The organism is Streptomyces sp. NBC_01498, from assembly GCF_036327775.1.
In the GTDB taxonomy this organism is placed as follows: Bacteria; Actinomycetota; Actinomycetes; order Streptomycetales; family Streptomycetaceae; genus Streptomyces.
The window spans coordinates 4600001-4622272 of sequence record NZ_CP109598.1; the positions used below are offsets into that span (position 1 = coordinate 4600001).

Annotated in this window: 15 protein-coding genes and 2 rRNA genes (1 of these 17 running past the window's edge); 10 read left to right on the top strand and 7 right to left on the bottom strand. The window is 69.1% G+C overall.

The features are described 5' to 3' along the window. Both OG875_RS19720 and rrf read left to right on the top strand, forming a co-directional pair. Positions 1 to 2206, top strand: a 23S ribosomal RNA gene (locus tag OG875_RS19720); it begins 919 nt to the left of the window's first position. 80 nt (positions 2207 to 2286) lie between these two features. After that, positions 2287 to 2403, top strand: a 5S ribosomal RNA gene (rrf, locus tag OG875_RS19725). A 116-nt stretch (positions 2404 to 2519) separates the two neighbouring features. Here rrf and OG875_RS19730 read toward each other — a convergent pair. From OG875_RS19730 to OG875_RS19750, 5 genes are read right to left on the bottom strand one after another with little or no spacing between them, the layout of a single operon-like run. After that, complete coding sequence (locus OG875_RS19730) at positions 2520 to 3830, bottom strand: DUF58 domain-containing protein (protein WP_330175538.1); 1311 nt, start codon at positions 3828 to 3830, stop codon at positions 2520 to 2522. 11 nt (positions 3831 to 3841) lie between these two features. Then, positions 3842 to 4825 carry an AAA family ATPase gene (locus OG875_RS19735; protein ID WP_330175539.1) on the bottom strand — a complete coding sequence of 328 codons (984 nt, stop codon included), beginning with the start codon at positions 4823 to 4825 and terminating at the stop codon, positions 3842 to 3844. Continuing rightward, complete coding sequence (locus OG875_RS19740; RefSeq protein WP_330175540.1) at positions 4822 to 6093, bottom strand: DUF4350 domain-containing protein; 1272 nt, start codon at positions 6091 to 6093, stop codon at positions 4822 to 4824. The genes OG875_RS19735 and OG875_RS19740 overlap by 4 nt, the downstream gene beginning before the upstream one ends. After that, positions 6090 to 6779, bottom strand: coding sequence for a DUF4129 domain-containing protein (locus OG875_RS19745; RefSeq protein ID WP_330175541.1), 690 nt, complete (start codon positions 6777 to 6779; stop codon positions 6090 to 6092). Before OG875_RS19745 ends, OG875_RS19740 begins: the two co-directional genes overlap by 4 nt. A 4-nt stretch (positions 6780 to 6783) precedes the next feature. Next, entirely contained in the window at positions 6784 to 8031 is a 1248-nt protein-coding gene (locus tag OG875_RS19750) for a DUF7544 domain-containing protein (RefSeq protein ID WP_330175542.1), read from the bottom strand. Between the two features lie 183 nt (positions 8032 to 8214). Here OG875_RS19750 and mtnA point away from each other — a divergent pair, with 183 nt between their 5' ends. From mtnA to OG875_RS19785, 7 genes are all read left to right on the top strand, one after another. Next, positions 8215 to 9363, top strand: coding sequence for an S-methyl-5-thioribose-1-phosphate isomerase (gene mtnA, locus OG875_RS19755; protein WP_330175543.1), 1149 nt, complete (start codon positions 8215 to 8217; stop codon positions 9361 to 9363). 246 nt (positions 9364 to 9609) lie between these two features. Further along, complete coding sequence (mtrA, locus tag OG875_RS19760) at positions 9610 to 10287, top strand: two-component system response regulator MtrA (RefSeq protein WP_003968748.1); 678 nt, start codon at positions 9610 to 9612, stop codon at positions 10285 to 10287. A 1-nt stretch (position 10288) separates the two neighbouring features. Further along, positions 10289 to 12379 (top strand): MtrAB system histidine kinase MtrB, encoded by a 2091-nt coding sequence (gene mtrB, locus OG875_RS19765; RefSeq protein WP_330175544.1) that lies wholly within the window; start codon positions 10289 to 10291, stop codon positions 12377 to 12379. After that, complete coding sequence (locus tag OG875_RS19770; RefSeq protein WP_330175545.1) at positions 12369 to 14219, top strand: LpqB family beta-propeller domain-containing protein; 1851 nt, start codon at positions 12369 to 12371, stop codon at positions 14217 to 14219. The genes mtrB and OG875_RS19770 overlap by 11 nt, the downstream gene beginning before the upstream one ends. A 172-nt stretch (positions 14220 to 14391) precedes the next feature. Continuing rightward, the gene (locus OG875_RS19775; protein WP_330175546.1) at positions 14392 to 15114 is read left to right on the top strand and encodes a ComF family protein; all 723 of its coding nucleotides are present in this window, start codon (positions 14392 to 14394) and stop codon (positions 15112 to 15114) included. A gap of 317 nt (positions 15115 to 15431) precedes the next feature. Then, the gene (hpf, locus tag OG875_RS19780; RefSeq protein WP_330175547.1) at positions 15432 to 16121 is read left to right on the top strand and encodes a ribosome hibernation-promoting factor, HPF/YfiA family; all 690 of its coding nucleotides are present in this window, start codon (positions 15432 to 15434) and stop codon (positions 16119 to 16121) included. Between the two features lie 190 nt (positions 16122 to 16311). Further along, positions 16312 to 17073: a response regulator gene (locus tag OG875_RS19785; protein ID WP_443079145.1), complete on the top strand. Its 762-nt coding sequence runs from the start codon at positions 16312 to 16314 to the stop codon at positions 17071 to 17073. Here OG875_RS19785 and OG875_RS19790 read toward each other — a convergent pair. Next, positions 17066 to 18274 (bottom strand): winged helix-turn-helix domain-containing protein, encoded by a 1209-nt coding sequence (locus OG875_RS19790; protein ID WP_330175548.1) that lies wholly within the window; start codon positions 18272 to 18274, stop codon positions 17066 to 17068. The genes OG875_RS19785 and OG875_RS19790 overlap by 8 nt on opposite strands. Before the next feature lie 55 nt (positions 18275 to 18329). Further along, positions 18330 to 18935, bottom strand: a complete 606-nt coding sequence (locus tag OG875_RS19795) for a GNAT family N-acetyltransferase (protein ID WP_330175549.1) — start codon at positions 18933 to 18935, stop codon at positions 18330 to 18332. 240 nt (positions 18936 to 19175) lie between these two features. Here OG875_RS19795 and secA point away from each other — a divergent pair, with 240 nt between their 5' ends. Beyond that, complete coding sequence (gene secA, locus OG875_RS19800; RefSeq protein WP_330175550.1) at positions 19176 to 22004, top strand: preprotein translocase subunit SecA; 2829 nt, start codon at positions 19176 to 19178, stop codon at positions 22002 to 22004. Positions 22005 to 22272 lie beyond the last annotated feature (268 nt).

A 22272-nucleotide genomic window follows, 5' to 3' on the forward strand; every position in this document is an offset into this window, starting at 1 on the left:
CCCCGAAATGCATTTAGGTGCAGCGTCGTGTGTTTCTTGCCGGAGGTAGAGCACTGGATAGGCGATGGGCCCTACCGGGTTACTGACCTTAGCCAAACTCCGAATGCCGGTAAGTGAGAGCGCGGCAGTGAGACTGTGGGGGATAAGCTCCATGGTCGAGAGGGAAACAGCCCAGAGCATCGACTAAGGCCCCTAAGCGTACGCTAAGTGGGAAAGGATGTGGAGTCGCAGAGACAACCAGGAGGTTGGCTTAGAAGCAGCCATCCTTGAAAGAGTGCGTAATAGCTCACTGGTCAAGTGATTCCGCGCCGACAATGTAGCGGGGCTCAAGCGTACCGCCGAAGTCGTGTCATTCGTACACATAGCCCCAACGGGCGTGCGGATGGGTAGGGGAGCGTCGTGTGCCGGGTGAAGCCGCGCCGGAAGGCAGTGGTGGACGGTTCACGAGTGAGAATGCAGGCATGAGTAGCGATACACACGTGGGAAACGTGTGCGCCGATTGACTAAGGGTTCCTGGGTCAAGCTGATCTGCCCAGGGTAAGTCGGGACCTAAGGCGAGGCCGACAGGCGTAGTCGATGGACAACCGGTTGATATTCCGGTACCCGCTTTGAAACGCCCAGTACTGAATCCTCTGATGCTGAGACCGTGAAGCCGTCCTGGAGCCTTCGGGCAAAGGGGAGTGGTGGAGCCGTCGGACCAAGGTGGTAGTAGGTAAGCGATGGGGTGACGCAGGAAGGTAGTCCAGCCCGGGCGGTGGTTGTCCCGGGGTAAGGGTGTAGCCCGAGAGATAGGCAAATCCGTCTCTTATTGAGGGTGAGACCTGATGCCGAGCCGATTGTGGTGAAGTGGATGATCCTATGCTGTCGAGAAAAGCCTCTAGCGAGTTTCATGGCGGCCCGTACCCTAAACCGACTCAGGTGGTCAGGTAGAGAATACCGAGGCGTTCGGGTGAACTATGGTTAAGGAACTCGGCAAAATGCCCCCGTAACTTCGGGAGAAGGGGGGCCATTTCTGGTGATCACTCTTGCAGTGTGAGCTGGGGGTGGCCGCAGAGACCAGCGAGAAGCGACTGTTTACTAAAAACACAGGTCCGTGCGAAGCCGTAAGGCGATGTATACGGACTGACGCCTGCCCGGTGCTGGAACGTTAAGGGGACCGGTTAGTCACATTTCGGTGTGGCGAAGCTGAGAACTTAAGCGCCAGTAAACGGCGGTGGTAACTATAACCATCCTAAGGTAGCGAAATTCCTTGTCGGGTAAGTTCCGACCTGCACGAATGGCGTAACGACTTCTCGACTGTCTCAACCATAGGCCCGGTGAAATTGCACTACGAGTAAAGATGCTCGTTTCGCGCAGCAGGACGGAAAGACCCCGGGACCTTTACTACAGTTTGATATTGGTGTTCGGTTCGGCTTGTGTAGGATAGGTGGGAGACTGTGAAGTGGCCACGCCAGTGGTTGTGGAGTCGTCGTTGAAATACCACTCTGGTCGTGCTGGATGTCTAACCTGGGTCCGTGATCCGGATCAGGGACAGTGTCTGATGGGTAGTTTAACTGGGGCGGTTGCCTCCTAAAGAGTAACGGAGGCGCCCAAAGGTTCCCTCAGCCTGGTTGGTAATCAGGTGTTGAGTGTAAGTGCACAAGGGAGCTTGACTGTGAGACCGACGGGTCGAGCAGGGACGAAAGTCGGGACTAGTGATCCGGCGGTGGCTTGTGGAAGCGCCGTCGCTCAACGGATAAAAGGTACCCCGGGGATAACAGGCTGATCTTCCCCAAGAGTCCATATCGACGGGATGGTTTGGCACCTCGATGTCGGCTCGTCGCATCCTGGGGCTGGAGTCGGTCCCAAGGGTTGGGCTGTTCGCCCATTAAAGCGGTACGCGAGCTGGGTTTAGAACGTCGTGAGACAGTTCGGTCCCTATCCGCTGCGCGCGCAGGAGTCTTGAGAAGGGCTGTCCCTAGTACGAGAGGACCGGGACGGACGAACCTCTGGTGTGCCAGTTGTCCTGCCAAGGGCATGGCTGGTTGGCTACGTTCGGGAGGGATAACCGCTGAAAGCATCTAAGCGGGAAGCCTGCTTCGAGATGAGGACTCCCACCCACTTGATGGGGTAAGGCTCCCAGTAGACGACTGGGTTGATAGGCCGGATATGGAAGCACTGTGAGGTGTGGAGTTGACCGGTACTAATAGGCCGAGGGCTTGTCCTCAGTTGCTCGCGTCCACTGTGTTAGTTCTGAGACAACGAATGACTGTGTTTTCGCCCGGTTGTTCAACAGTTTCATAGTGTTTCGGTGGTCATTGCGTTAGGGAAACGCCCGGTTACATTCCGAACCCGGAAGCTAAGCCTTTCAGCGCCGATGGTACTGCAGGGGGGACCCTGTGGGAGAGTAGGACGCCGCCGAACAATCATTCTGCCTCAACCCCCGGCCCATGGCCGGGGGTTGAGGCATTTCTGCGTCCAAAACCTTTCTGTGGGCAGGACGGGGCTTTACCTCCTACATCCCTCCGGCCCACATCCGTTCAGAGGCGCCCTGCTGCCTTCAGTGCCAAATAGGCATCCGCCAGGGCCGGAGCGAGTGAGTCAGGAAGCGCATCGACCACCGTGACGCCCTGGCGTTGGAGTTTCTCCGACGTACGGCGTCGTTGGGACTGGGCCTGGGAGCCGGCGGCGGCCTCGTAGACCGCGTCCACCGAGCCACGCGCCGCGCTCATCCCTCGGACATGCGGGTCGGCCACCGAGGCGACGAGAACTGTGTGTCGCTTCGTGAGTTGAGCGAGAACGGGGAGGAGCCCTTCCTCCACCGGAGCTGTTTCGAGAGTGGTCAGCAGCACGACGAGAGAACGGCGTGGGGCGCTTCTGAGGACGTTGGCGATGAGGCCGCGTGCATCTGTTTCCACCAGTTCGGGCTCCACCGTGGAGAGGGCGTGCACCATCGCGGGGAGCACGTCGCTCGCCGATCGTCCTCGGACCTGGGTGCGGATCTGGCGGTCGTAGGCGAGCAGGTCGACTCGGTCCCCTGCGCGAGTGGCAAGGGCGGTGAGAAGCAGAGCCGCGTCCAGAGACGCATCGAGGCGTGGCACATCACCCACACGGCCCGCCGAGGTGCGACCTGTGTCGAGGACGATCAGGATGTGCCGGTCCCGCTCGGGCCGCCAGGTGCGGATCGCCACCGCCGACTGCCGTGCGGTGGCACGCCAGTCGATGGACCTCGTGTCATCTCCCGGTACGTACGGTCGAAGGCTGTCGAATTCGGTGCCCTCACCGCGAGTGAGCACGCTGGTCCGGCCGTCGAGCTCTCGCAGACGGGCGAGCCGGGACGGCAGGTGCTTGCGGCTGGTGAACGGCGGGAGGACCCGCACCGTCCAGGGCACGTCGTGACTTCCCTGGCGCGCGGCCAGCCCAAGAGGGCCGAAGGAGCGCACGGTTACTCGCTCTGTTCGCCTGTCGCCCCGGCGTGTTGGGCGGAGAAAGGTGGAGAGGCGGCGCCGTTCACCGGCGGGGACGGTCAACGCGTGACGGGAAGCGGACTGCTCGGTGCCCGCCGGCCAACTGCTCGGCGGCCAGGCGTCGCGGACGTGGGCACGCAAGGTGCGGCGCGCGGGGTTGACGACCGTGAGCTGGACCTCGGCCTTTTCGCCGAGCCGAACTGACGTATCACCACTTCGGGTGAACTGGAGCCCTCGCACTGGCGCGGCCAGGCAGTAGTCGCACAGAATTGCGAGCGAGAGGGGCGCGTTGACCGCCAGCATTCCCGTCCAACTGGGGGCGAGAAGACCGACGGGAAGCGATCCGAGAGCGGCGAGAAGTGCCGCTCGTCCGGTGAGGGCCATGGTTCATCGCCTCATCGGGGCACGGGGACGTGGGCGAGGATCGCGGTGATGACGGAGTCCGCGGTGACTCCCTCCATCTCCGCCTCGGGGCGGAGCTGGACACGGTGCCGCAGAGTGGGCAGCGCGAGGGCCTTCACATCGTCGGGCGTGACGTAGTCGCGGCCGGTCAGCCAGGCCCAGGCACGGGCGGTGGAGAGCAGGGCGGTGGCGCCTCGGGGAGAGACGCCGAGAGACAGCGAGGGGGACTCACGGGTGGCACGGCAGATATCGACGACGTAGCCCGATATCTCGGGGGAGACGGACGTCTTGGCGACCGCGGCGCGCGCCGCTTCGAGGTCGGACGGACCGGCGACGGGACGCACACCGGCCGCCTGAAGATCGCGCGGGTCGAAACCGTCCGCGTGACGGGTCAGGACGCTGATCTCGTCCGCGCGTGACGGGAGAGGGACCGTCAGTTTCAGCAGGAAGCGGTCGAGCTGTGCCTCGGGGAGGGGATAGGTGCCCTCGTACTCGACCGGGTTCTGCGTCGCCGCGACCAGGAACGGGTCGGGGAGCGGACGAGGCGTGCCGTCGATCGTGACCTGACGCTCCTCCATCGCTTCGAGCAGCGACGACTGGGTCTTGGGCGGCGTGCGGTTGATCTCGTCCGCGAGCAGCAGGTTCGTGAAGACGGGGCCGGGCTGAAAGGAGAACTCCGCCGTGCGCGCGTCGTAGACCAGAGAGCCGGTCACGTCGCTCGGCATCAGGTCGGGGGTGAACTGGACTCGCTTGGTGTCGAGTTCGAGGGAGGCGGCGAGGGCCCGTACCAGGAGTGTCTTCGCGACGCCGGGGACTCCTTCGAGCAGGACGTGGCCCCGGCAGAGGAGGGCGACGACGAGTCCGGTCACGGCAGAGTCCTGGCCGACCACGGCCTTCGCGATCTCGGTGCGCAGGGCCTCCAGGGAGGCTCGGGCGCTGTCCGAAGTCCCAGTGGTCTCGGGGGTCGGGGCACTCATGAGGTGCGTACCTCTCTTTCGAGGGCGTCGAGTTGGTCCGTCAGGCGGATGAGAGCGGCATCGTCGGCCGGCGCCGGGCCGAAGAGCAGCGTGCGGGGATCCCGCGAGGGGTCGGGGAGTCGAGCGGAAACAGCGGCGACGAGAGTCTCCGGAAAGTGGGCCTCGGACGGCGGGACACCGAGAAGGGAGGCGAGGCGGGTACGGGTCTCCGATCGGAGCACCGAGGCGGCGCGGTCGCGGGCGTTGGCCTTGCGATAGAGGCGGGCACGGCCCTCGGTGGCTTCGGAGGCGCGGATGGTGACGGGGAGCTGTTCCTCGACGACGGGGCCGAGCCGACGGGCGCGCCAGACAGCGGCGAGTACGGCGGCGAGGGCGAGCTGGACAGTGGCCCAGAGCCAGCCGGAGGGGATCAGGTCGAGGAAGCTCGTCTCGCTCTCTTCTCCGTCCCGGCCCTCGTCGCCGTCGGAACCGCCGATCGCGTCACCGTTGTCGCCGCCGGATGTGGTGGCGGAAGGATCACTGAGCGAGGGGAGGTACCAGACGACATGAGGCCGGGAACCGAGGAGTTGGAGGGCCAGCGAGGCGTTGCCCTGGTGGGCGAGGCGCTCGTTGTGAAGGAGATCGGGGGAGCCGAGCAGAACGGTGTCGCCTCCGGCTCCGGTGTCGACCTTGAGCAGGTGTGCCAGGCCGTCGGTGGGGTAGCAGGCGTCGCTGTCCGCGGAAGGGGCTGTGTAGCGCTCACCGCCGATGTCGACGGCGCCCGCGTCGTTGGCGGCGGGCAGGGAGCACCGGGGTTCGCGTGCGGTCGTCGGTGCCGGTGTCGACACCGTGACGCCGGGGGCCAGGACGCCGGCGGAGGGCGGTCCTGCGGAGAGCAGGACCGTGCGGCCACCGGAGAGTTCGGTCGCTCTGCGCAGGGCGTGCTGCTGGTGGAAGGTCAGCAGATCGGGGGAGACGACGACCAGAGTGGTGTCGGGACCGGTTCCTTCGGTTGCCTCGGCGAGCGTGGTGACGACGCGGGTCGGGATGCCACGGTCCTTGAGGAGTTCGGCGACGGCCCGGCTGCCCTGCGGATCAGTGGAGCGGGGGTCGAGGCGGCCGTGCTGGTCGTCGGAGCGTACGGCGGCCAGGGCGATCCCGGCCACGAGCAGGACCGCGAGGGCGGCCAGCAGTCCTCTGACCCGGTTCCAGACCTGCTGGGCGCTGGGCGACATCGAGGTGGGGCTGGTCGTCGTGCGGTGTGGGGGCGTCGTGGTGGTGCCGGTCATTCGGCGGCTCCCCGGATGACGTCGCTCAACTGGGGTTTGCTGTTCTCCAGGCCGAGGTCCAGGTCGCGCACCCGCAGGTATGTCTGGCGGTTCGCGGAGCGTCCTCCGTATGTGACGTCGTCGAAGGCTCTGGCGGCGGCGCGCAGGGCGGTCGCGTGGTCGGGGAGGGCGCGGCCCGCGTCGGCTGCGGCCTCGTCGGCGGTGCGGCCGGGGCGGGGGTCGAGGATCGTGCGCTCCTCCAGCGAGCGGACGACGGCGCGCATCCGTTCCTGGACGGCTTGGTTCCATCGTTCCGCCGTCGCGTGTTCCTCCGCGTCGGCGCGGTGTTCGGCCGCGCCGCGTGGGCCGGATTCGAAGAGGACGTCCTTGCGGCCGGTGGCGCGCCCGGGGCTGCCGAGGCGCCACCACAGGGCAGCGGCGAGCGCTGTGACGATCACCCCGATGACGGTGAGGCCGACGGGACTTGCCACGCCGGAGCCGGCCACGGAGTTGAAGAGGTCTCCGATCCACTCCCAGAGGCGGTCCATCGCGCGCTGGAGGAGATTCGGGTCGTTCTCGTGGTACATCGGCTTGGACAGTTCGTCCTCGGCGGCCTCGCGGGCGGGGACACGCGACGTGTCCACCGGTATCTCGTCGCTGACGCGCGTGGCAGGCCACGCCGTGGTGATGCCCCCCGTGCCGAACACGGCATCAGCTCCTGGGAGCGTCGTCGCCAGGCCGCTCGGAGCCGTAGCCCGGTACACCGGCGGCACGGGCGAGTTCGAGGTCCAGGGCCTCACGCCGGATGCGCTGGTCCACGTAGAGGAGTACCGAGACACCCGCGGACATGGGCAGCGTGATGGACGCGCTGATCACGGTGCCGATGCCCGTGATGATCAGGTAGGGCCAGCCCACATCCGTACCGGCCTCGGGGAACATGCCACTGACGCCTCCGCCGTTCACGGCGGACGCGACAAGATCGAACGGCAGGGCGATGATCATGCTGATGACGAAGGTCAGCAGCAGCGTCAGCAGCTGGACGCCGAAGATCCGCCACCACGTTCCTTTCACGAGCTTGGCGGAACGGCGGATCGCCGCCACGATCCCCTGCCTTTCGAGCATCAGGGCAGGCGAGGCGAGGCTGAGGCTGATCATGACCCAGATCGTCGCGCCGGTGGCGACCAGTCCGCCGAGCATCGCCAGCGCGCCGCCGACGGCCGAGCCGATCACAAGGCCCGGCAGGATGCCGACGGTCATGACAGCGGCGCCTATGACGGGCAGCAGCAGCGTCAGGCCCAGCAGTTGCAGCAGCCGGGGCCGGGCTTCGGCCCAGGCGTCGGACAGCGTGACCTCGCGGCCGAGTACGGAGCGGCTGACGACGACGGTGAGCACGGCCGTGACGAAAAGCGTGCCGAGGATGGTGATGAACAGGGCGGGCCCGAGCGCGATGAGGCTGGCCTGCAACGAGTCGACGGCCTGGTTCAGCGCTTCCGCCGGGTCGGCGTTCGGGTCTATCTCCACGGGTTCGGGCAGGAGATAGCGCTCGACGAGTATGTTGCCGACCTGCATGAACGTGGCGACGACGATCGTGAGACCGAGAACGGTGCGCCAGTGGGCGCGCAGCGTGGACACGGCACCGTCGAGGATCTCTCCCACGGCCAGCGGGCGCAGCGGGATGACACCGGGCTTGGCGGCCGGAGGGCGTCCCCAGGCGGGTTGCTGACCGCCGCCGGGTCCGGGGCCGCCCCAAGCCGCCGTGGGGCGGGGAACCTGCGGAGCGGGGCCGGGAGTACTCGGCGGGGACCACTGTCCGGCCGGTGGCTGGGTCTTGGACCACTTCGGAGGAGTGTCCGAGGGCGTGCCGGAGTCGTCGGCGGGCGCGGCGGGCCGGGGCACGCTCGCGTCCTGGCCGTCGGACGGGGCAGATCCGGGCGAGGCCCAGCCCGGAGTGTCGTTCACGGTCGTCCACCTCGTGGATTGGTTGCGGAGGCAGGCTCGGGGAGCCGGCGCTTCAACGGTGCCCGTCTGCCCAGGAGAGCGGGAGGCTGGCAGCCATCGTGCCACGCGGGGCCCGCCGGCGGGCGGGGTGCTCCCGCTCCTTCTCGCCTTCATAGTCCGCGCGGTAGCGGGCAGACTGGGCGGATGACCGATCAGTACGCACCATCCCCGATCGCCGCCGAGCCGTCCATGTCCCCGGCACTGCGCTGGGACGAGCTGCCGGAGGGGCCCGTACTGGTCCTCCTCGACCAGACGAGACTGCCGGTCGAGGAGGCGGAGCTGGTCTGTACCGACGTGCCGGCGCTGGTTCAGTCGATACGGACGCTCGCCGTGCGCGGGGCACCGCTCCTGGGGATCGCCGGGGCCTACGGCGTCGCCCTCGCCGCGACACGCGGTTACGACGTGGACGAGGCGGCAGCGCTGCTGGAGAGCGCGCGGCCCACCGCCGTGAACCTCGGATACGGGGTACGGCGCGCGCTGGAGGTGCACCGGGCGGCGATCGCCGGGGGCGCCGATCAGGAGCGGGCGGCGGCGGCCACACTGGCGGAGGCCAGGAACCTGCATCGCGAGGACGCCGTCGCCAGCGCCCGGATGGCGGCATCCGGCTTGGCGCTTCTCGACGAGTTGCTGCCCGGCGGCGGGCACCGCATCCTGACCCACTGCAACACCGGGGCCCTGGTCTCGGGCGGCGAGGGAACCGCGTTCGCCGTCGCCCTCGCGGCGCACCGGGTGGGGCGGCTCCGGCGGCTGTGGGTGGACGAGACCCGTCCGCTGCTCCAGGGAGCACGGCTGACGGCGTACGAGGCGGCGCGCAACGGGCTCGCGTACACCCTGCTCACGGACAACGCGGCGGGTTCGCTGTTCGCGGCGGGCGAGGTGGACGCCGTGCTCATCGGGGCGGACCGGATCGCCGCCGACGGCTCGGTCGCGAACAAGGTGGGCAGCTATCCGCTGGCGGTGCTGGCGAAGTACCACCATGTGCCGTTCGTCGTGGTCGCGCCGACCACGACGCTGGACCTGGAGACCCCGGACGGCGCGTCGATCGAGGTGGAGCAGCGGCCGGGGCAGGAGGTGACCGAGCTGACAGCTCCGCAGGCGGCCGGGGCCGGGGTGCAGATCGGCGGCGGGATGGCGGTCGCGCCGCTGGGGACGCAGGCGTACAACCCGGCCTTCGACGTGACACCTCCGGAGCTGGTGACGGCGCTGGTCACCGAATACGGGGCGTTGTCGCCGGTGACCCGGGACGGGATCGCCGGGCTGTGCGCACGGGCTCGTGCGGAGGTGGGCGGCTGACGGGCCGGGGGACCGGAGATGGCCCGGGAACAAGGGGAATGGCTCCGTCGGGGTTGGCCGGGCGGGCGGCTCGCTATGGTTCCTGTCGAAGGACCAGGTCATCGAGACAGGGTGTGCCGTCTGTGGTTGACATCGACAGCAGCGGGCCACGACGGTCCACGGAGGACACATGTCCACGTCGTCCCAGGTCGGTGAGCTGGATCACGCAAGTCTACGTATCGGAAATGAAAATGGGATGATGTCGATATGAAGGGACGTGTCCTTGTCGTCGATGACGACACCGCACTGGCCGAGATGCTCGGCATCGTGCTGCGAGGCGAAGGGTTCGAGCCGTCGTTCGTCGCGGACGGTGACAAGGCCCTCGCCGCTTTCCGTGAGGCCAAGCCCGATCTGGTGCTGCTGGACCTGATGCTGCCCGGCCGCGACGGAATCGAGGTGTGCCGGCTCATCAGGGCCGAGTCCGGCGTGCCGATCGTCATGCTGACGGCCAAGAGCGACACGGTCGACGTGGTAGTGGGGCTCGAATCGGGCGCGGACGACTACATCGTCAAGCCGTTCAAGCCCAAGGAGCTGGTCGCCAGGATCAGGGCACGGCTGCGCAGGTCGGAGGAGCCCGCGCCCGAGCAGTTGACCATCGGTGACCTGGTCATCGACGTGGCGGGCCACTCGGTGAAGCGGGAGGGGCAGTCCATCGCCCTCACTCCGCTGGAGTTCGATCTCCTTGTCGCGCTGGCCCGCAAGCCGTGGCAGGTCTTCACCCGTGAGGTGCTCCTGGAGCAGGTGTGGGGCTACCGTCACGCGGCGGACACCCGACTGGTCAATGTGCATGTGCAGCGGCTCCGTTCCAAGGTCGAGAAGGACCCGGAGCGCCCGGAGATCGTCGTGACCGTGCGCGGTGTCGGCTACAAGGCCGGACCGAGCTGAGATGTCCAGCGGCAACACCGCCCCGAAGCCCGGGGCGCCGGGAGTCCGTGGGGGGCGCACCGCCGGCGGGGGCCGTGGGGCCGCTCTCCTGCGCAGGCTCCGCCACCCCGGCCGGCTGATCCAGGACGGGGCGGCGGGGAGCCCCGTGCTGCGGCTCGTCGTGCGCTGGCTGCGGCGTCCGGTGCTGCCCGCCGTGCGGCTGTGGCGGCGGAACATCCAGCTCAGGGTGGTCACCACCACCCTGCTGATGTCGCTGGGTGTGGTGTTGCTGCTGGGTTTCGTGGTGATTGGCCAGGTCCGCAACGGCCTGCTCGACGCCAAGGAGAAGGCGGCCCAGAGCCAGGCGGCCGGTGGTTTCACCGTCGCCAAGGAGAAGGCCGACGCGCCGGTCGAGCCGGGCCGGCAGGGGGACGGCGGGGCGGACGGCAGGTCGAGCCGTAATTCCGTCAACTGGCGCTCCGACCTGGTCGTACAGCTCGCCAGTGGGGGACAGAGCGCGTTCAACGTGGTGGCGCTGAGCGCCGACGGGAACGGCGCGGGGTCCAGCAGTCGTTTCCCGCGCGCGTCCGGCGGGGTGGACCACATCACGAGCGTTCCGGCGGATCTGCGGTCGGAGGTCGCCACCGGCACGGGGACGTTCCAGAAGTACACCCTGATCCAGTACACGGACGGACGGGAGTCCGAGTCCGGGCTGGTGATCGGCAAGCGGCTGACCGATGTCGACGGCAATTCCTACGAGCTGTACTACCTGTTCCCGCTGACCCAGGAGGAGCAGTCGCTCAACCTGGTGAAGGGAACGCTGGCCACGGCGGGGCTGTTCGTCGTCGTGCTGCTCGGGGCCATCGCCTGGCTGGTCGTACGGCAGGTGGTGACCCCCGTACGGATGGCCGCGGGGATCGCCGAACGGCTCTCCACGGGCCGGCTCCAGGAGCGCATGAAGGTCACCGGCGAGGACGACATCGCCCGGCTCGGCGAAGCCTTCAACAAGATGGCCCAGAGCCTCCACGTCAAGATCCAGCAGCTGGAGGAGCTCTCCAGGATGCAGCGCCGCTTCGTGTCGGACGTCTCGCACGAGCTGCGTACTCCGCTGACCACCGTGCGGATGGCCGCCGACGTCATCCACGAGGCCCGTGCCGACTTCGATCCGGTGACCGCGCGCTCGGCGGAACTGCTCGGTGACCAGCTCGACCGTTTCGAGTCGCTGCTCTCGGACCTGCTGGAGATCAGCCGGTTCGACGCCGGTGCCGCCGCGCTGGAGGCGGAGCCGATAGACCTGCGCGTGGTCGTACGCCGGGTGATCGGCGGAGCCGAACCGCTCGCCGAGCGGAAGGGCACCCGGATCCGCGTCCTGGGGGACGAGCAGCCCGTGGTGGCCGAGGCCGATGCCCGCCGGGTGGAGCGGGTGCTGCGCAATCTCGTCGTCAACGCCGTCGAGCACGGTGAGGGCCGGGACGTGGTCGTACGGATGGCGGTGGCGGGCGGCGCGGTCGCCGTGGCCGTACGGGACTACGGAGTGGGCCTCAAGCCCGGCGAGGCGACACGGGTCTTCAACCGCTTCTGGCGGGCGGATCCCGCGCGGGCCCGCACCACCGGCGGTACGGGCCTCGGCCTGTCCATCGCCGTCGAGGACGCGCGGCTGCACGGCGGCTGGCTCCAGGCGTGGGGCGAGCCGGGGGGCGGGTCGCAGTTCCGGCTGACCCTGCCGCGTACCGCCGACGAGTCGTTGCGGGGCTCGCCCATACCGCTGGAGCCGGAGGATTCACGGCGCGGCCGGCAGCGGATCGCCGAGGGCGCTCCGAAGGAGGGCGCGCACCGGCTGGCGAGCGTGCCGTCCCAGTCGGCGCCGGGCCCGTCGCTTCCGGTGCCGCCGCGCGCGTCGGTGCCCCCGCCCTCCGGCGCGGTCGATCCGGCGGCTCTGCCGGGCAACGGCGCCCGGGTGGTGCCGCGTTCCGCGGACCCGGCGGACCGGGAACCGGGATCGGCGACGACGCCTACACCGACGACGCCGTCGTCACCGCCGTCGTCATCCGTCTCCGCAGCCGGGTCCCCGGCTCGGGCGGCCGAGCGGGAGGACACAACTCGTGGGCGCTGACCGCCTTCGTCACGGCCGGGGACGCCCGGCGCGGCTGCCCCTGGTGTTCGGGTGCGGCGCCGCGCTGCTCGCGGGCTGCGCGTCCATCCCCAACAGCGGGGACGTCGAACCCGTCAAGGCGTCCGCGCGCGGCGACTCGCAGGTGCGGGTCTACCCCGTCGCGCCCGCCGAGGGCGCCGATCCGAACGAGATCGTCGACGGCTTCCTGGAGGCGATGACCAGTGACGACCCCGATTTCGCGGTGGCGCGCAAGTATCTGACGAAGAAGGCGTCGCAGAGCTGGCAGCCGGACTCCCGTACGACGGTGCTGGCCGCCGCGCCCGACCCGGCCGACCCCCAGGGGCCCTCCGGCCCGGAGGGGCCCGGCCTCACGTATCCGCTGTTCGGCGAGCAGATCGCGGCGGTCGACGCCGGACACGCCTACCGGCCCGTGTCTCCGGAGCCGTACGACCGTGCCATCCATCTCGTCCAGGAGAAGGTGCCGGACGGCAAGGAGTGGCGCATCGACGACCTGCCGCAGGGCCTGGTGCTCGGTGAGTCCGACTTCCAGCGCAACTACCGCGCGGTCAACAAGTATTACTTCGCCTCCGGGCAGCGCTGGCTCGTCGCGGACCCCGTCTACATCCGGCAGCGCATCGACCCGGTGACGCGGATGGACCCGGTGACCCAGGCGGTCAAGGTGCTGCTCGACGGGCCGACCGACTGGATGCGGCCGGTGGTGGATTCGCCCTTCCCGCCCGGTACGGCGTTGAAGCGCGGCGTCCGGACACTGGAGTTCGACGACCGGAACTCGCTGAAGGTGCCGCTCAACGCGAAGGTCGACAAGGTCGGCCGGGAGCAGTGCCGCAAAATGGCGGCTCAACTGCTTTTCACACTGCGGGACTTGACATCCACCCGGGGCGAACAGGTCGAACTGCTGCGTCAGAACGGCTCCTCGCTATGCGCGCTGAGCGGGGACCAGGCCGAGGAGTTCGCCGCCGACCGCACCTCGGACGGCGCGAACAACCCGTACTTCATCGACGCGAAGGGACGGCTCGCCCAACTGTCGGTCAGCAGCAAGGAACCCATCGACCCGCCACGTGTGCGGGGCCCCTTCGGCGACGGCACGACGCCGTTGGGCCAGGTCGCCGTGGCGCGGGACGAGAAGCACGCGGCGGGTGTCTCGCAGGACGCCAAGTCCCTGTATGTCGGGTCGGTCATCTCGGCGGGCGAAGTCGGTGACCCGCTCGTCGTGAGCGGGGGAGCGAAGAAGGAGAACCGTCTGTCGGCGCCGAGTTGGGACGGGAACGGCGATCTCTGGATAGCCGACCGCGATCCCGCGCAGCCCCGGCTGCTGCGCCTGGCCGACGGCGCCGAGGCGCCCCGCGAGGTGAGGGTCGACGGGCTCGGCGACGCGCGGATCGAGGCGTTGCGGGTGTCCGCCGACGGCGTACGGGTGGCGCTCCTGCTCTCCGAGAACGGGCGTACGACGCTCCAGATCGGCCGGGTGGAGCGGCGTGGACCGGCCACGGAGGAGACGGTGTCCGTGACGGAACTGAAGGCCGTGGCACCCCGTATGGAGACGGTCACCGCCGTGTCGTGGGCCGGTCCGAGCCGGCTCGTCGTGGTCGGCAAGGAGGCGGGCGGGGTGCAGCAGGTGAGCTACATCCAGACGGACGGTTCGACCTCGGCGGCGGGTGTGCTGCCGGGGCTGAACCAGGTCACGGCGATCGCCGCCGCGGACGACGAACGGCAGCCGCTGGTGGCCGATTCGGACGACGCCGGCATCGTGCGGCTGCCGAGCGGAGCGAACTGGCAGACGATGGTCAAGGACGGTTCGTCGCCCGTCTACCCGGGCTAGCCGGGTCCCGGAGGACGCGGGCCGGCCGCCGGGAGACCTCCTGGTCGGCGGCGACTCCACGGCGGACGGGACGGGGGTCCGGACGGGGCCCGGGGCGGGCGTATGGACCGGAGCGGAACCGGGTTTGTCCACAGGGCTGGTCGCGCGTCCCCGTCATTGGCACAGTGGTGACATGCGGGGGTGGTGGCGAGAAATCACCGGGCTGGTGCTGCCGGTCGCCTGCGGCGGCTGTGGGAGTCCCAGGACGCCGCTCTGCGACGCGTGCGGACGGGCGCTGTACGGGACGTGGCCGTGCCGGGCGCGGCCGGTGCCCGAGCCCGTGGGGCTGCCGGTGGTGCACGCCGCAGCGCCGTACGAGGACGCCGTACGGGCCGTGCTGCTGGCCCACAAGGAGCGCGGCGCGCTGGAGCTGGCGGCGCCCCTGGGCCGGGCGCTGGCCGGGGCGGTGCGGGCCGCCGTACCGCCGGGCACGGGTGTCGGCCCGCTGATCCTCGTCCCCGTTCCGTCGACGAGACGGGCCGTCGGGGCGCGGGGACACGACGCGGCCCGGCGTATCGCCCTGGCGGCGGCCGGGGAGTTGCGGCGTACGGGGCGGCCCGCCCGGGTGCTTCCGGTGTTGCGGCAGCGCCGCGAGGTGGCCGACCAGTCGGGCCTGGGCGCCCCTCAGCGGCTCGCCAATCTGTCCGGGGCCCTGGAGGTCGCCGCCGGGGGCGCCGGGCTGCTGGACGGCGGCAGGGTGGTGCTGGTGGACGATCTCATGACAACGGGCGCCTCGCTCGTGGAAGCGTGCCGCGCGATGCATGCCGCGACGAGATCGGGGTATCCCGCTTTCACACAGGTGAGCGCCGCTGTGGTCGCCGCACCGCCGCTCTCTTTCGAAATAAACCGGAACTGATCCCGATTTTGCTTCGTCGCAGGTGGTGAGGGTCGTACAACACCGGAACGGACGTACGCGCGGGTAGCGGGTGCCGATACCCGCCCAAGAGAGCTATGTTCGGTTGTGAGGGAAAGCGAAAGCCGTACCTCACCGATATGCAGCGGCGTGTTCGGAGCATTTTCCACAACCTCGAAGTCGGAGGGAATGGGGATCTTGCCCACGGGGGAGGAGGAGGTGAAAGTCACCAAGTCCGAGGCTCCGGTGACCATCGGGGTCGGGTGCAAGAGGGAGAGGCTCCGCAACGTGGCGGAGCGAATCCGGGAACGGAGTTCTGCGTGGACATCGTCGTCAAGGGCCGCAAGACAGAGGTACCCGAGCGGTTCCGCAAGCACGTGGCCGAGAAGCTGAAGCTGGAGAAGATCCAGAAGCTCGACGGCAAGGTGATCAGCCTCGACGTCGAGGTGTCCAAGGAGCACAACCCGCGTCAGGCCGACCGCTGCGACCGGGTGGAGATCACCCTCCACTCCCGCGGTCCGGTCATCAGGGCGGAGGCCGCCGCCGCCGACCCGTACGCGGCGCTCGACCTCGCCACCGGCAAGCTGGAGGCGCGGCTGCGCAGGCAGCACGAGAAGCGCTTCAACCGCCGGGGCAACGGACGGCTTTCGGCCGCCGAGGTCGTCGACGTCGTTCCGGGTGTGGCCCATCTGAACGGCTCGGGCCCCGCCCCCGCCGAGGAGTCGCCGAACGGCGTGCCCACCACCAGGATCGGTTCGCTCGAGGTGCAGGGCGAGGGACCGCTGGTGGTCCGTGAGAAGACGCACACCGCGGCCCTGATGACCCTCGACCAGGCGCTCTACGAGATGGAGTTGGTCGGACACGACTTCTATCTGTTCGTGGACTCCGAGACCAAGGAGCCGAGCGTCGTCTACCGGCGCCACGCCTACGACTACGGCGTCATCCACCTGCGGACCGACCAGTTGGCCGAGTCCGAGGCAGCGGGCGCGGGCGGCGCGCTCGGCGGCTGACACGACACGCCTCTCCACGGTGCCCCCGCAGGCCCTGATCGGGCCGCGGGGGCACCACCGCGCGACGGCTGGACCACCGCTCTGTCGGCCGGGCATGAAATCATGGCCACGCACGTCAACGCCCGCTCCCTGAAACGGGGTTGGTGTAGCTCGCATGTACTTCGGCCCATGGCCTTCAGGGGGAGGAACGATGGCGGACAGCTTCGGGCCGGTGCACCACGCACAGCGTGCCGGCGTTACGACCGGTCGTCCCGGACCGGACACCGGCTCCGTGCCGGACGACCCCGGCGCCGAGCCGATCAGGGTCCTGGTCGTGGACGACCACGCGCTCTTCCGCAGAGGGCTGGAGATCGTGCTCGCCCAGGAGGAGGACATCCAGGTCGTGGGGGAGGCCGGAGACGGCGCGGAGGCCGTCGACAAGGCCGCCGACCTGCTGCCCGACATCATTCTGATGGACGTCCGGATGCCCAAACGCGGCGGCATCGAAGCCTGCACCTCCATCAAGGAGGTGGCCCCCAGCGCCAAGATCATCATGCTGACGATCAGCGACGAGGAGGCCGACCTCTACGACGCGATCAAGGCGGGCGCCACCGGCTACCTCCTCAAGGAGATCTCCACGGACGAGGTGGCCACCGCCATCCGTGCTGTCGCCGACGGGCAGTCGCAGATCAGCCCGTCCATGGCCTCCAAACTCCTCACCGAGTTCAAGTCCATGATCCAGCGCACCGACGAGCGCCGGCTCGTGCCCGCGCCCCGGCTCACCGAACGCGAGCTCGAAGTCCTCAAGCTGGTCGCCACGGGAATGAACAACCGCGACATCGCCAAGGAGTTGTTCATCTCCGAGAACACCGTGAAGAACCACGTCCGCAACATCCTGGAGAAGCTCCAGCTGCACTCCCGGATGGAGGCCGTGGTCTACGCGATGCGGGAGAAGATCCTCGAAATCAGATGACGGCCCGCGCCAGCGCCGCCGCCTGGCCGGGAGGGTCGACACGCTCGATCCGTACGGAGTCGCAGCCCACCCATTCGGCCGCCTCCCGCAGCGCCCGGCCCATGGGCTCGACCGCGGCGGGCGTGCCCAGCGACACCTGCCGGGCGACCAGGGTGCTGCCCTCGCGCGCCGGGTCGACCCGCCCGAGCAGCCTGCCGCCCGACAGGAGCGGCATCGCGAAGTACCCGTGAATCCGCTTGGGCTTGGGGACGTACGCCTCCAGCCGATGGACGAAGCCGAAGATCCGCTCGGTCCTGGCCCGCTCCCAGACGAGCGAGTCGAACGGTGAGAGCAGAGTCGTACGATGCCGCCCGCGCGGCACGCTCTCCAGCGCCGCCGGATCGGCCCAGGCGGGCTTCGCCCAGCCCTCGACCGTCACCGGCACCAGCCCGGAGTCCGCGATCACCGCGTCGACCTGCTCGCCCTTGATGCGGTGGTAGTCCCCGATGTCCGCGCGGGTGCCCACCCCCAGGGACTGTCCCGCGAGCCGTACGAGCCGCCGCAGGCACTCGGTGTCGTCCAGTTCGTCGTGCAGCAGCTCACCGGGGACGGCGCGCTCCGCGAGGTCGTAGACCCGCTTCCAGCTGCGCCGCTCCGTGCACACCACCTCGCCGTACATCAGCGCCCGCTCGACCGCGACCTTCGCCTCGGACCAGTCCCACCACTCCCCGCCGTTCTTGGCGCCGCCCAGCTCGGTCGCGGTGAGCGGCCCCTCCGCCCGCAGCTGCTTGATCACCGCGTCGTACGCCCCGTCCGACAGCTCGTGGTGCCACTGCGGGCGGGCACGGTAGGCGCGGCGGCGGAACGCGAAATGCGGCCACTCCTCGACCGGGAGGATGCACGCGGCGTGCGACCAGTACTCGAAGGCGTGCGGCCGGGGAGAGGCGTCCGGGCCCGCCGCCGGTGTCCAGTACGCCTCCTCGACCGTCCCGCGGCCCACGGCGCCCAGCCGCGCGTACGGAATCAGCTCGTGGGAACGCGCGAGCACCGAGATCGTGTCCAGCTGCACCGCCCCGAGATGCCGCAGCACACCCCGCACGCCGCCCCGGCGGTCGGGCGCGCCGAGGAACCCCTGGGCGCGCAGCGCGATACGGCGGGCTTCGTCGGCGGACAGCTCGGCGGCAGCGGGCGGCACAGCGGTTGCGGGCGGCACAGTGGTCATGCCCGAACGATAGACGGCGGCACCGACAGCCGGCCCGGGCCGGTGGGCGCCCCGGTCAGGGGTGACCGGGCAGATACGGATGCGGGGACGGCAGCCCGACATCGGACGGCAGGAGCGCGCCGATCCAGGCGTCACGCGTCGTCCCCCGCATCAGCAGAGCGGCGCGCAGCGTGCCCTCCATGACGAAACCGGCCTTGAGCGCGACGGCCCGCGACGCCTCGTTGCCGACCTCGGCCCGCCACTCGACGCGCTCGGCGCCCAGCTCGGTGAACACCCATAGGGTCAGGGCCCGCAGGGCCTCCGTCGTGAAGCCGCGGCCGCGGTGCTCCCGGACCGTCCAGTAGCCGACCTCCCACAGCCCGGACCCGCCGTGGGCGTTGACACTGCCCAGCAGCGGGCCGCCGTCGCGCGGCCGGATCCCGAAGACGAAGTTGCTCCCGGCCCGCCACAGCTCCGGGGCTGTCCGCCCGGCGAACTCCTCGGCGTGCTGTCTTCCGTACGGAGAGGGCACCGTCGTCCAGCGCTGGATGTCGGGGTCCTGGCACGCCGCGTACACCGCGTCGATGTCGTCCGGGGCCAGGGGGCGCAGCCGCAGCCGCTCGGTGGTCAGGGAGGTGGCCGAGGCGTCGGGCGGGGCGGACCGGGCGGTGAGGGGCTCCATGGGGGCAGTGTGCTGAGCGGGCGTGCCGGGCGCGAGCGCTTTTCGTACCGCACCGGCACCTTCCGTACGTCCCGCGCGTTCTCATGGCGGGTGAACGGGAGGCCGGCGTCACGTGGACCTCCCGACGCGGCCGGGTCCTCGCTTACGATGGCCGTTGCGGCGGGGTCGGCCTGCCGCGCCCGCGCCAGTGTCCATCACCAGACCCAGTGCCAGGCCCGACCGGCAAGGAGACCAACCTCAGTGTCCGTCTTCAACAAGCTCATGCGTGCAGGCGAAGGCAAGATCCTGCGCAAACTGCACCGCATCGCGGACCAGGTCAACTCCATCGAGGAGGACTTCACCGCCCTCTCCGACGCCGAGTTGCGAGCCCTCACCGAGGAGTACAAGCAGCGGTACGCCGACGGTGAGACCCTTGACGACCTGCTCCCCGAGGCGTTCGCGACCGTCCGCGAGGCGGCGAAGCGCGTGCTCGGCCAGCGCCACTACGACGTCCAGATGATGGGCGGCGCGGCGCTGCACCTCGGCTATGTCGCCGAGATGAAGACCGGCGAGGGCAAGACCCTCGTCGGCACCCTGCCCTGCTACCTGAACGCCCTCTCCGGCAAGGGCGTCCACGTGATCACGACCAACGACTACCTGGCCGAGCGCGACTCCGAGATGATGGGCCGGGTCCACAAGTTCCTCGGCCTCAGCGTGGGCTGCATCCTCGCCAACATGTCGCCCGCGCAGCGCCGTGAGCAGTACGGCTTCGACATCACGTACGGCACGAACAACGAGTTCGGCTTCGACTACCTGCGCGACAACATGGCGTGGTCCCAGGAGGAGCTCGTCCAGCGCGGTCACAACTACGCGATCGTGGACGAGGTCGACTCCATCCTGGTCGACGAGGCCCGTACGCCGCTGATCATCTCCGGTCCGGCCGACCAGGCGACGAAGTGGTACGGGGACTTCGCGAAGCTCGTCACCCGGCTCACCAAGGGCGAGGCGGGCAACCAGCTCAAGGGCATCGAGGAGACCGGCGACTACGAGGTCGACGAGAAGAAGCGCACCGTCGCGATCCACGAGTCCGGGGTCGCGAAGGTGGAGGACTGGCTGGGCATCGACAACTTGTACGAGTCGGTCAACACCCCGCTCGTCGGTTATCTGAACAACGCCATCAAGGCCAAGGAACTCTTCAAGAAGGACAAGGACTACGTCGTCATCGACGGCGAGGTCATGATCGTCGACGAGCACACCGGCCGTGTCCTCGCCGGCCGCCGCTACAACGAGGGCATGCACCAGGCGATCGAGGCGAAGGAAGGGGTGGACATCAAGGACGAGAACCAGACGCTCGCCACGATCACCCTCCAGAACTTCTTCCGCCTCTACGACAAGCTGTCCGGCATGACCGGTACGGCGATGACCGAGGCCGCCGAGTTCCAGCAGATCTACAAGCTGGGCGTCGTGCCGATCCCGACGAACCGGCCGATGGTCCGCGTCAACCAGCCCGACCTGATCTACCGCACCGAGGTCGCGAAGTTCGCGGCGGTCGTCGACGACATCGCCGAGAAGCACGAGAAGGGCCAGCCGGTCCTGGTCGGCACCACCTCTGTTGAGAAGTCGGAGTACCTGTCGCAGCAGCTGTCGAAGCGCGGCATCCAGCACGAGGTGCTCAACGCCAAGCAGCACGACCGTGAGGCGCCGATCATCGCCCAGGCCGGGCGCAGGGGCGCGGTCACCGTCGCCACGAACATGGCCGGCCGCGGTACGGACATCAAGCTCGGCGGCAACCCCGACGACCTCGCCGAGGCGGACCTGCGCCAGCGCGGGCTCGACCCGGTGGAGCACGTCGAGGAGTGGGCCGCCGCGCTGCCCGCCGCGCTGGAGAAGGCCGAGCAGGCGGTGAAGGCGGAGTTCGACGAGGTCGTGTCCCTCGGCGGGCTGTACGTCCTCGGTACGGAGCGCCACGAGTCGCGCCGGATCGACAACCAGCTGCGCGGTCGTTCCGGCCGTCAGGGCGACCCGGGCGAGTCCCGGTTCTACCTGTCGCTGGGCGACGACCTGATGCGGCTGTTCAAGGCGCAGATGGTCGAGCGCGTGATGTCGATGGCGAACGTGCCGGACGACGTCCCGATCGAGAACAAGATGGTCACCCGTGCCATCGCCTCGGCGCAGTCGCAGGTGGAGCAGCAGAACTTCGAGACGCGCAAGAACGTCCTGAAGTACGACGAGGTGCTCAACCGGCAGCGTCAGGTCATCTACGGCGAGCGCCGCCGGGTCCTGGAGGGCGAGGACCTCCAGGACCAGATCCGGCACTTCATGGACGACACGATCGACGACTACATCCGCCAGGAGACGGCGGAGGGCTTCGCCGAGGAGTGGGACCTGGACCGGCTGTGGGGTGCCTTCAAGCAGCTCTACCCGGTGAAGGTGACGATCGAGGAGCTGGAGGACGCGACGGGGGACCGTGCCGGTATCACGGCCGAGTTCATCGCCGAGTCGATCAAGGACGACGCTCACGAGCAGTACGACGCGCGCGAGAAGTCGCTGGGCGCGGACGTGATGCGTGAGCTGGAGCGGCGCGTCGTGCTGTCCGTGCTGGACCGCAAGTGGCGTGAGCACCTCTACGAGATGGACTATCTCCAGGAGGGCATCGGCCTGCGCGCGATGGCGCAGAAGGACCCGCTGGTCGAGTACCAGCGTGAGGGCTTCGACATGTTCACCGCCATGATGGAGGGCATCAAGGAGGAGTCCGTCGGCTACCTGTTCAACCTGGAGGTCCAGGTCGAGCAGCAGGTCGAGGAGGTCCCGGTGCAGGACGCGGGCGAGCGTACGTCGCTGGCGAAGGCGGACGCGGGCGCCCGCACAGGCGGTGGCGCGCGGCCGGAGATCCGGGCGAAGGGCCTGGAGGCTCCGCAGCGTCGGGACCGGCTGCACTTCTCGGCGCCGACGGTCGACGGTGAGGGCGGCGTCGTCGAGGGCGACTTCGAGAGCAACGGCGGGGTGGACCGTACGGAGGCTGGCGCGGGCACGACTCGCGCGGAGCGCCGCAAGGCCCAGAAGGGCGGGGGGCGCCGCCGCAAGAAGTAGTAGGCGGCGGGGTCGCTCCGCGAGGCGTGTGCACGACGGGCGGGCCCGGACACTTGGTGTCCGGGCCCGCCCGTCGTGTGTGGGCCGGTGCCGACGGTGTTCCCGCCTGGTCAGTACTGCTGGTCGACTGGCGGAGCTTGGGGCTTGGAGCGGGGTTTGGGGCGCCCGTGGGCGCGTGTCGGCCGCGTTCCTGTGTGGCCGGGTTCCGCCGTGGTCGATTGGCGGAGGTGCGCGCGTGCGGCGGGCCCGCGACCGTTCCGTAGCCGCC

Excerpts from the sequence above, each read along its gene's own strand:
- OG875_RS19730 (WP_330175538.1), bottom strand. The coding sequence starts at position 3,830 with ATGGCCCTCACCGGACGAGCGGCACTTCTCGCCGCTCTCGGATCGCTT.
- OG875_RS19735 (WP_330175539.1), bottom strand. The coding sequence starts at position 4,825 with ATGAGTGCCCCGACCCCCGAGACCACTGGGACTTCGGACAGCGCCCGA.
- OG875_RS19740 (WP_330175540.1), bottom strand. The coding sequence starts at position 6,093 with ATGACCGGCACCACCACGACGCCCCCACACCGCACGACGACCAGCCCC.
- mtnA (WP_330175543.1), top strand. The coding sequence starts at position 8,215 with ATGACCGATCAGTACGCACCATCCCCGATCGCCGCCGAGCCGTCCATG.
- mtrA (WP_003968748.1), top strand. The coding sequence starts at position 9,610 with ATGAAGGGACGTGTCCTTGTCGTCGATGACGACACCGCACTGGCCGAG.
- mtrB (WP_330175544.1), top strand. The coding sequence starts at position 10,289 with ATGTCCAGCGGCAACACCGCCCCGAAGCCCGGGGCGCCGGGAGTCCGT.
- OG875_RS19775 (WP_330175546.1), top strand. The coding sequence starts at position 14,392 with ATGCGGGGGTGGTGGCGAGAAATCACCGGGCTGGTGCTGCCGGTCGCC.
- OG875_RS19785 (WP_443079145.1), top strand. The coding sequence starts at position 16,312 with ATGGCGGACAGCTTCGGGCCGGTGCACCACGCACAGCGTGCCGGCGTT.
- OG875_RS19790 (WP_330175548.1), bottom strand. The coding sequence starts at position 18,274 with ATGACCACTGTGCCGCCCGCAACCGCTGTGCCGCCCGCTGCCGCCGAG.
- OG875_RS19795 (WP_330175549.1), bottom strand. The coding sequence starts at position 18,935 with ATGGAGCCCCTCACCGCCCGGTCCGCCCCGCCCGACGCCTCGGCCACC.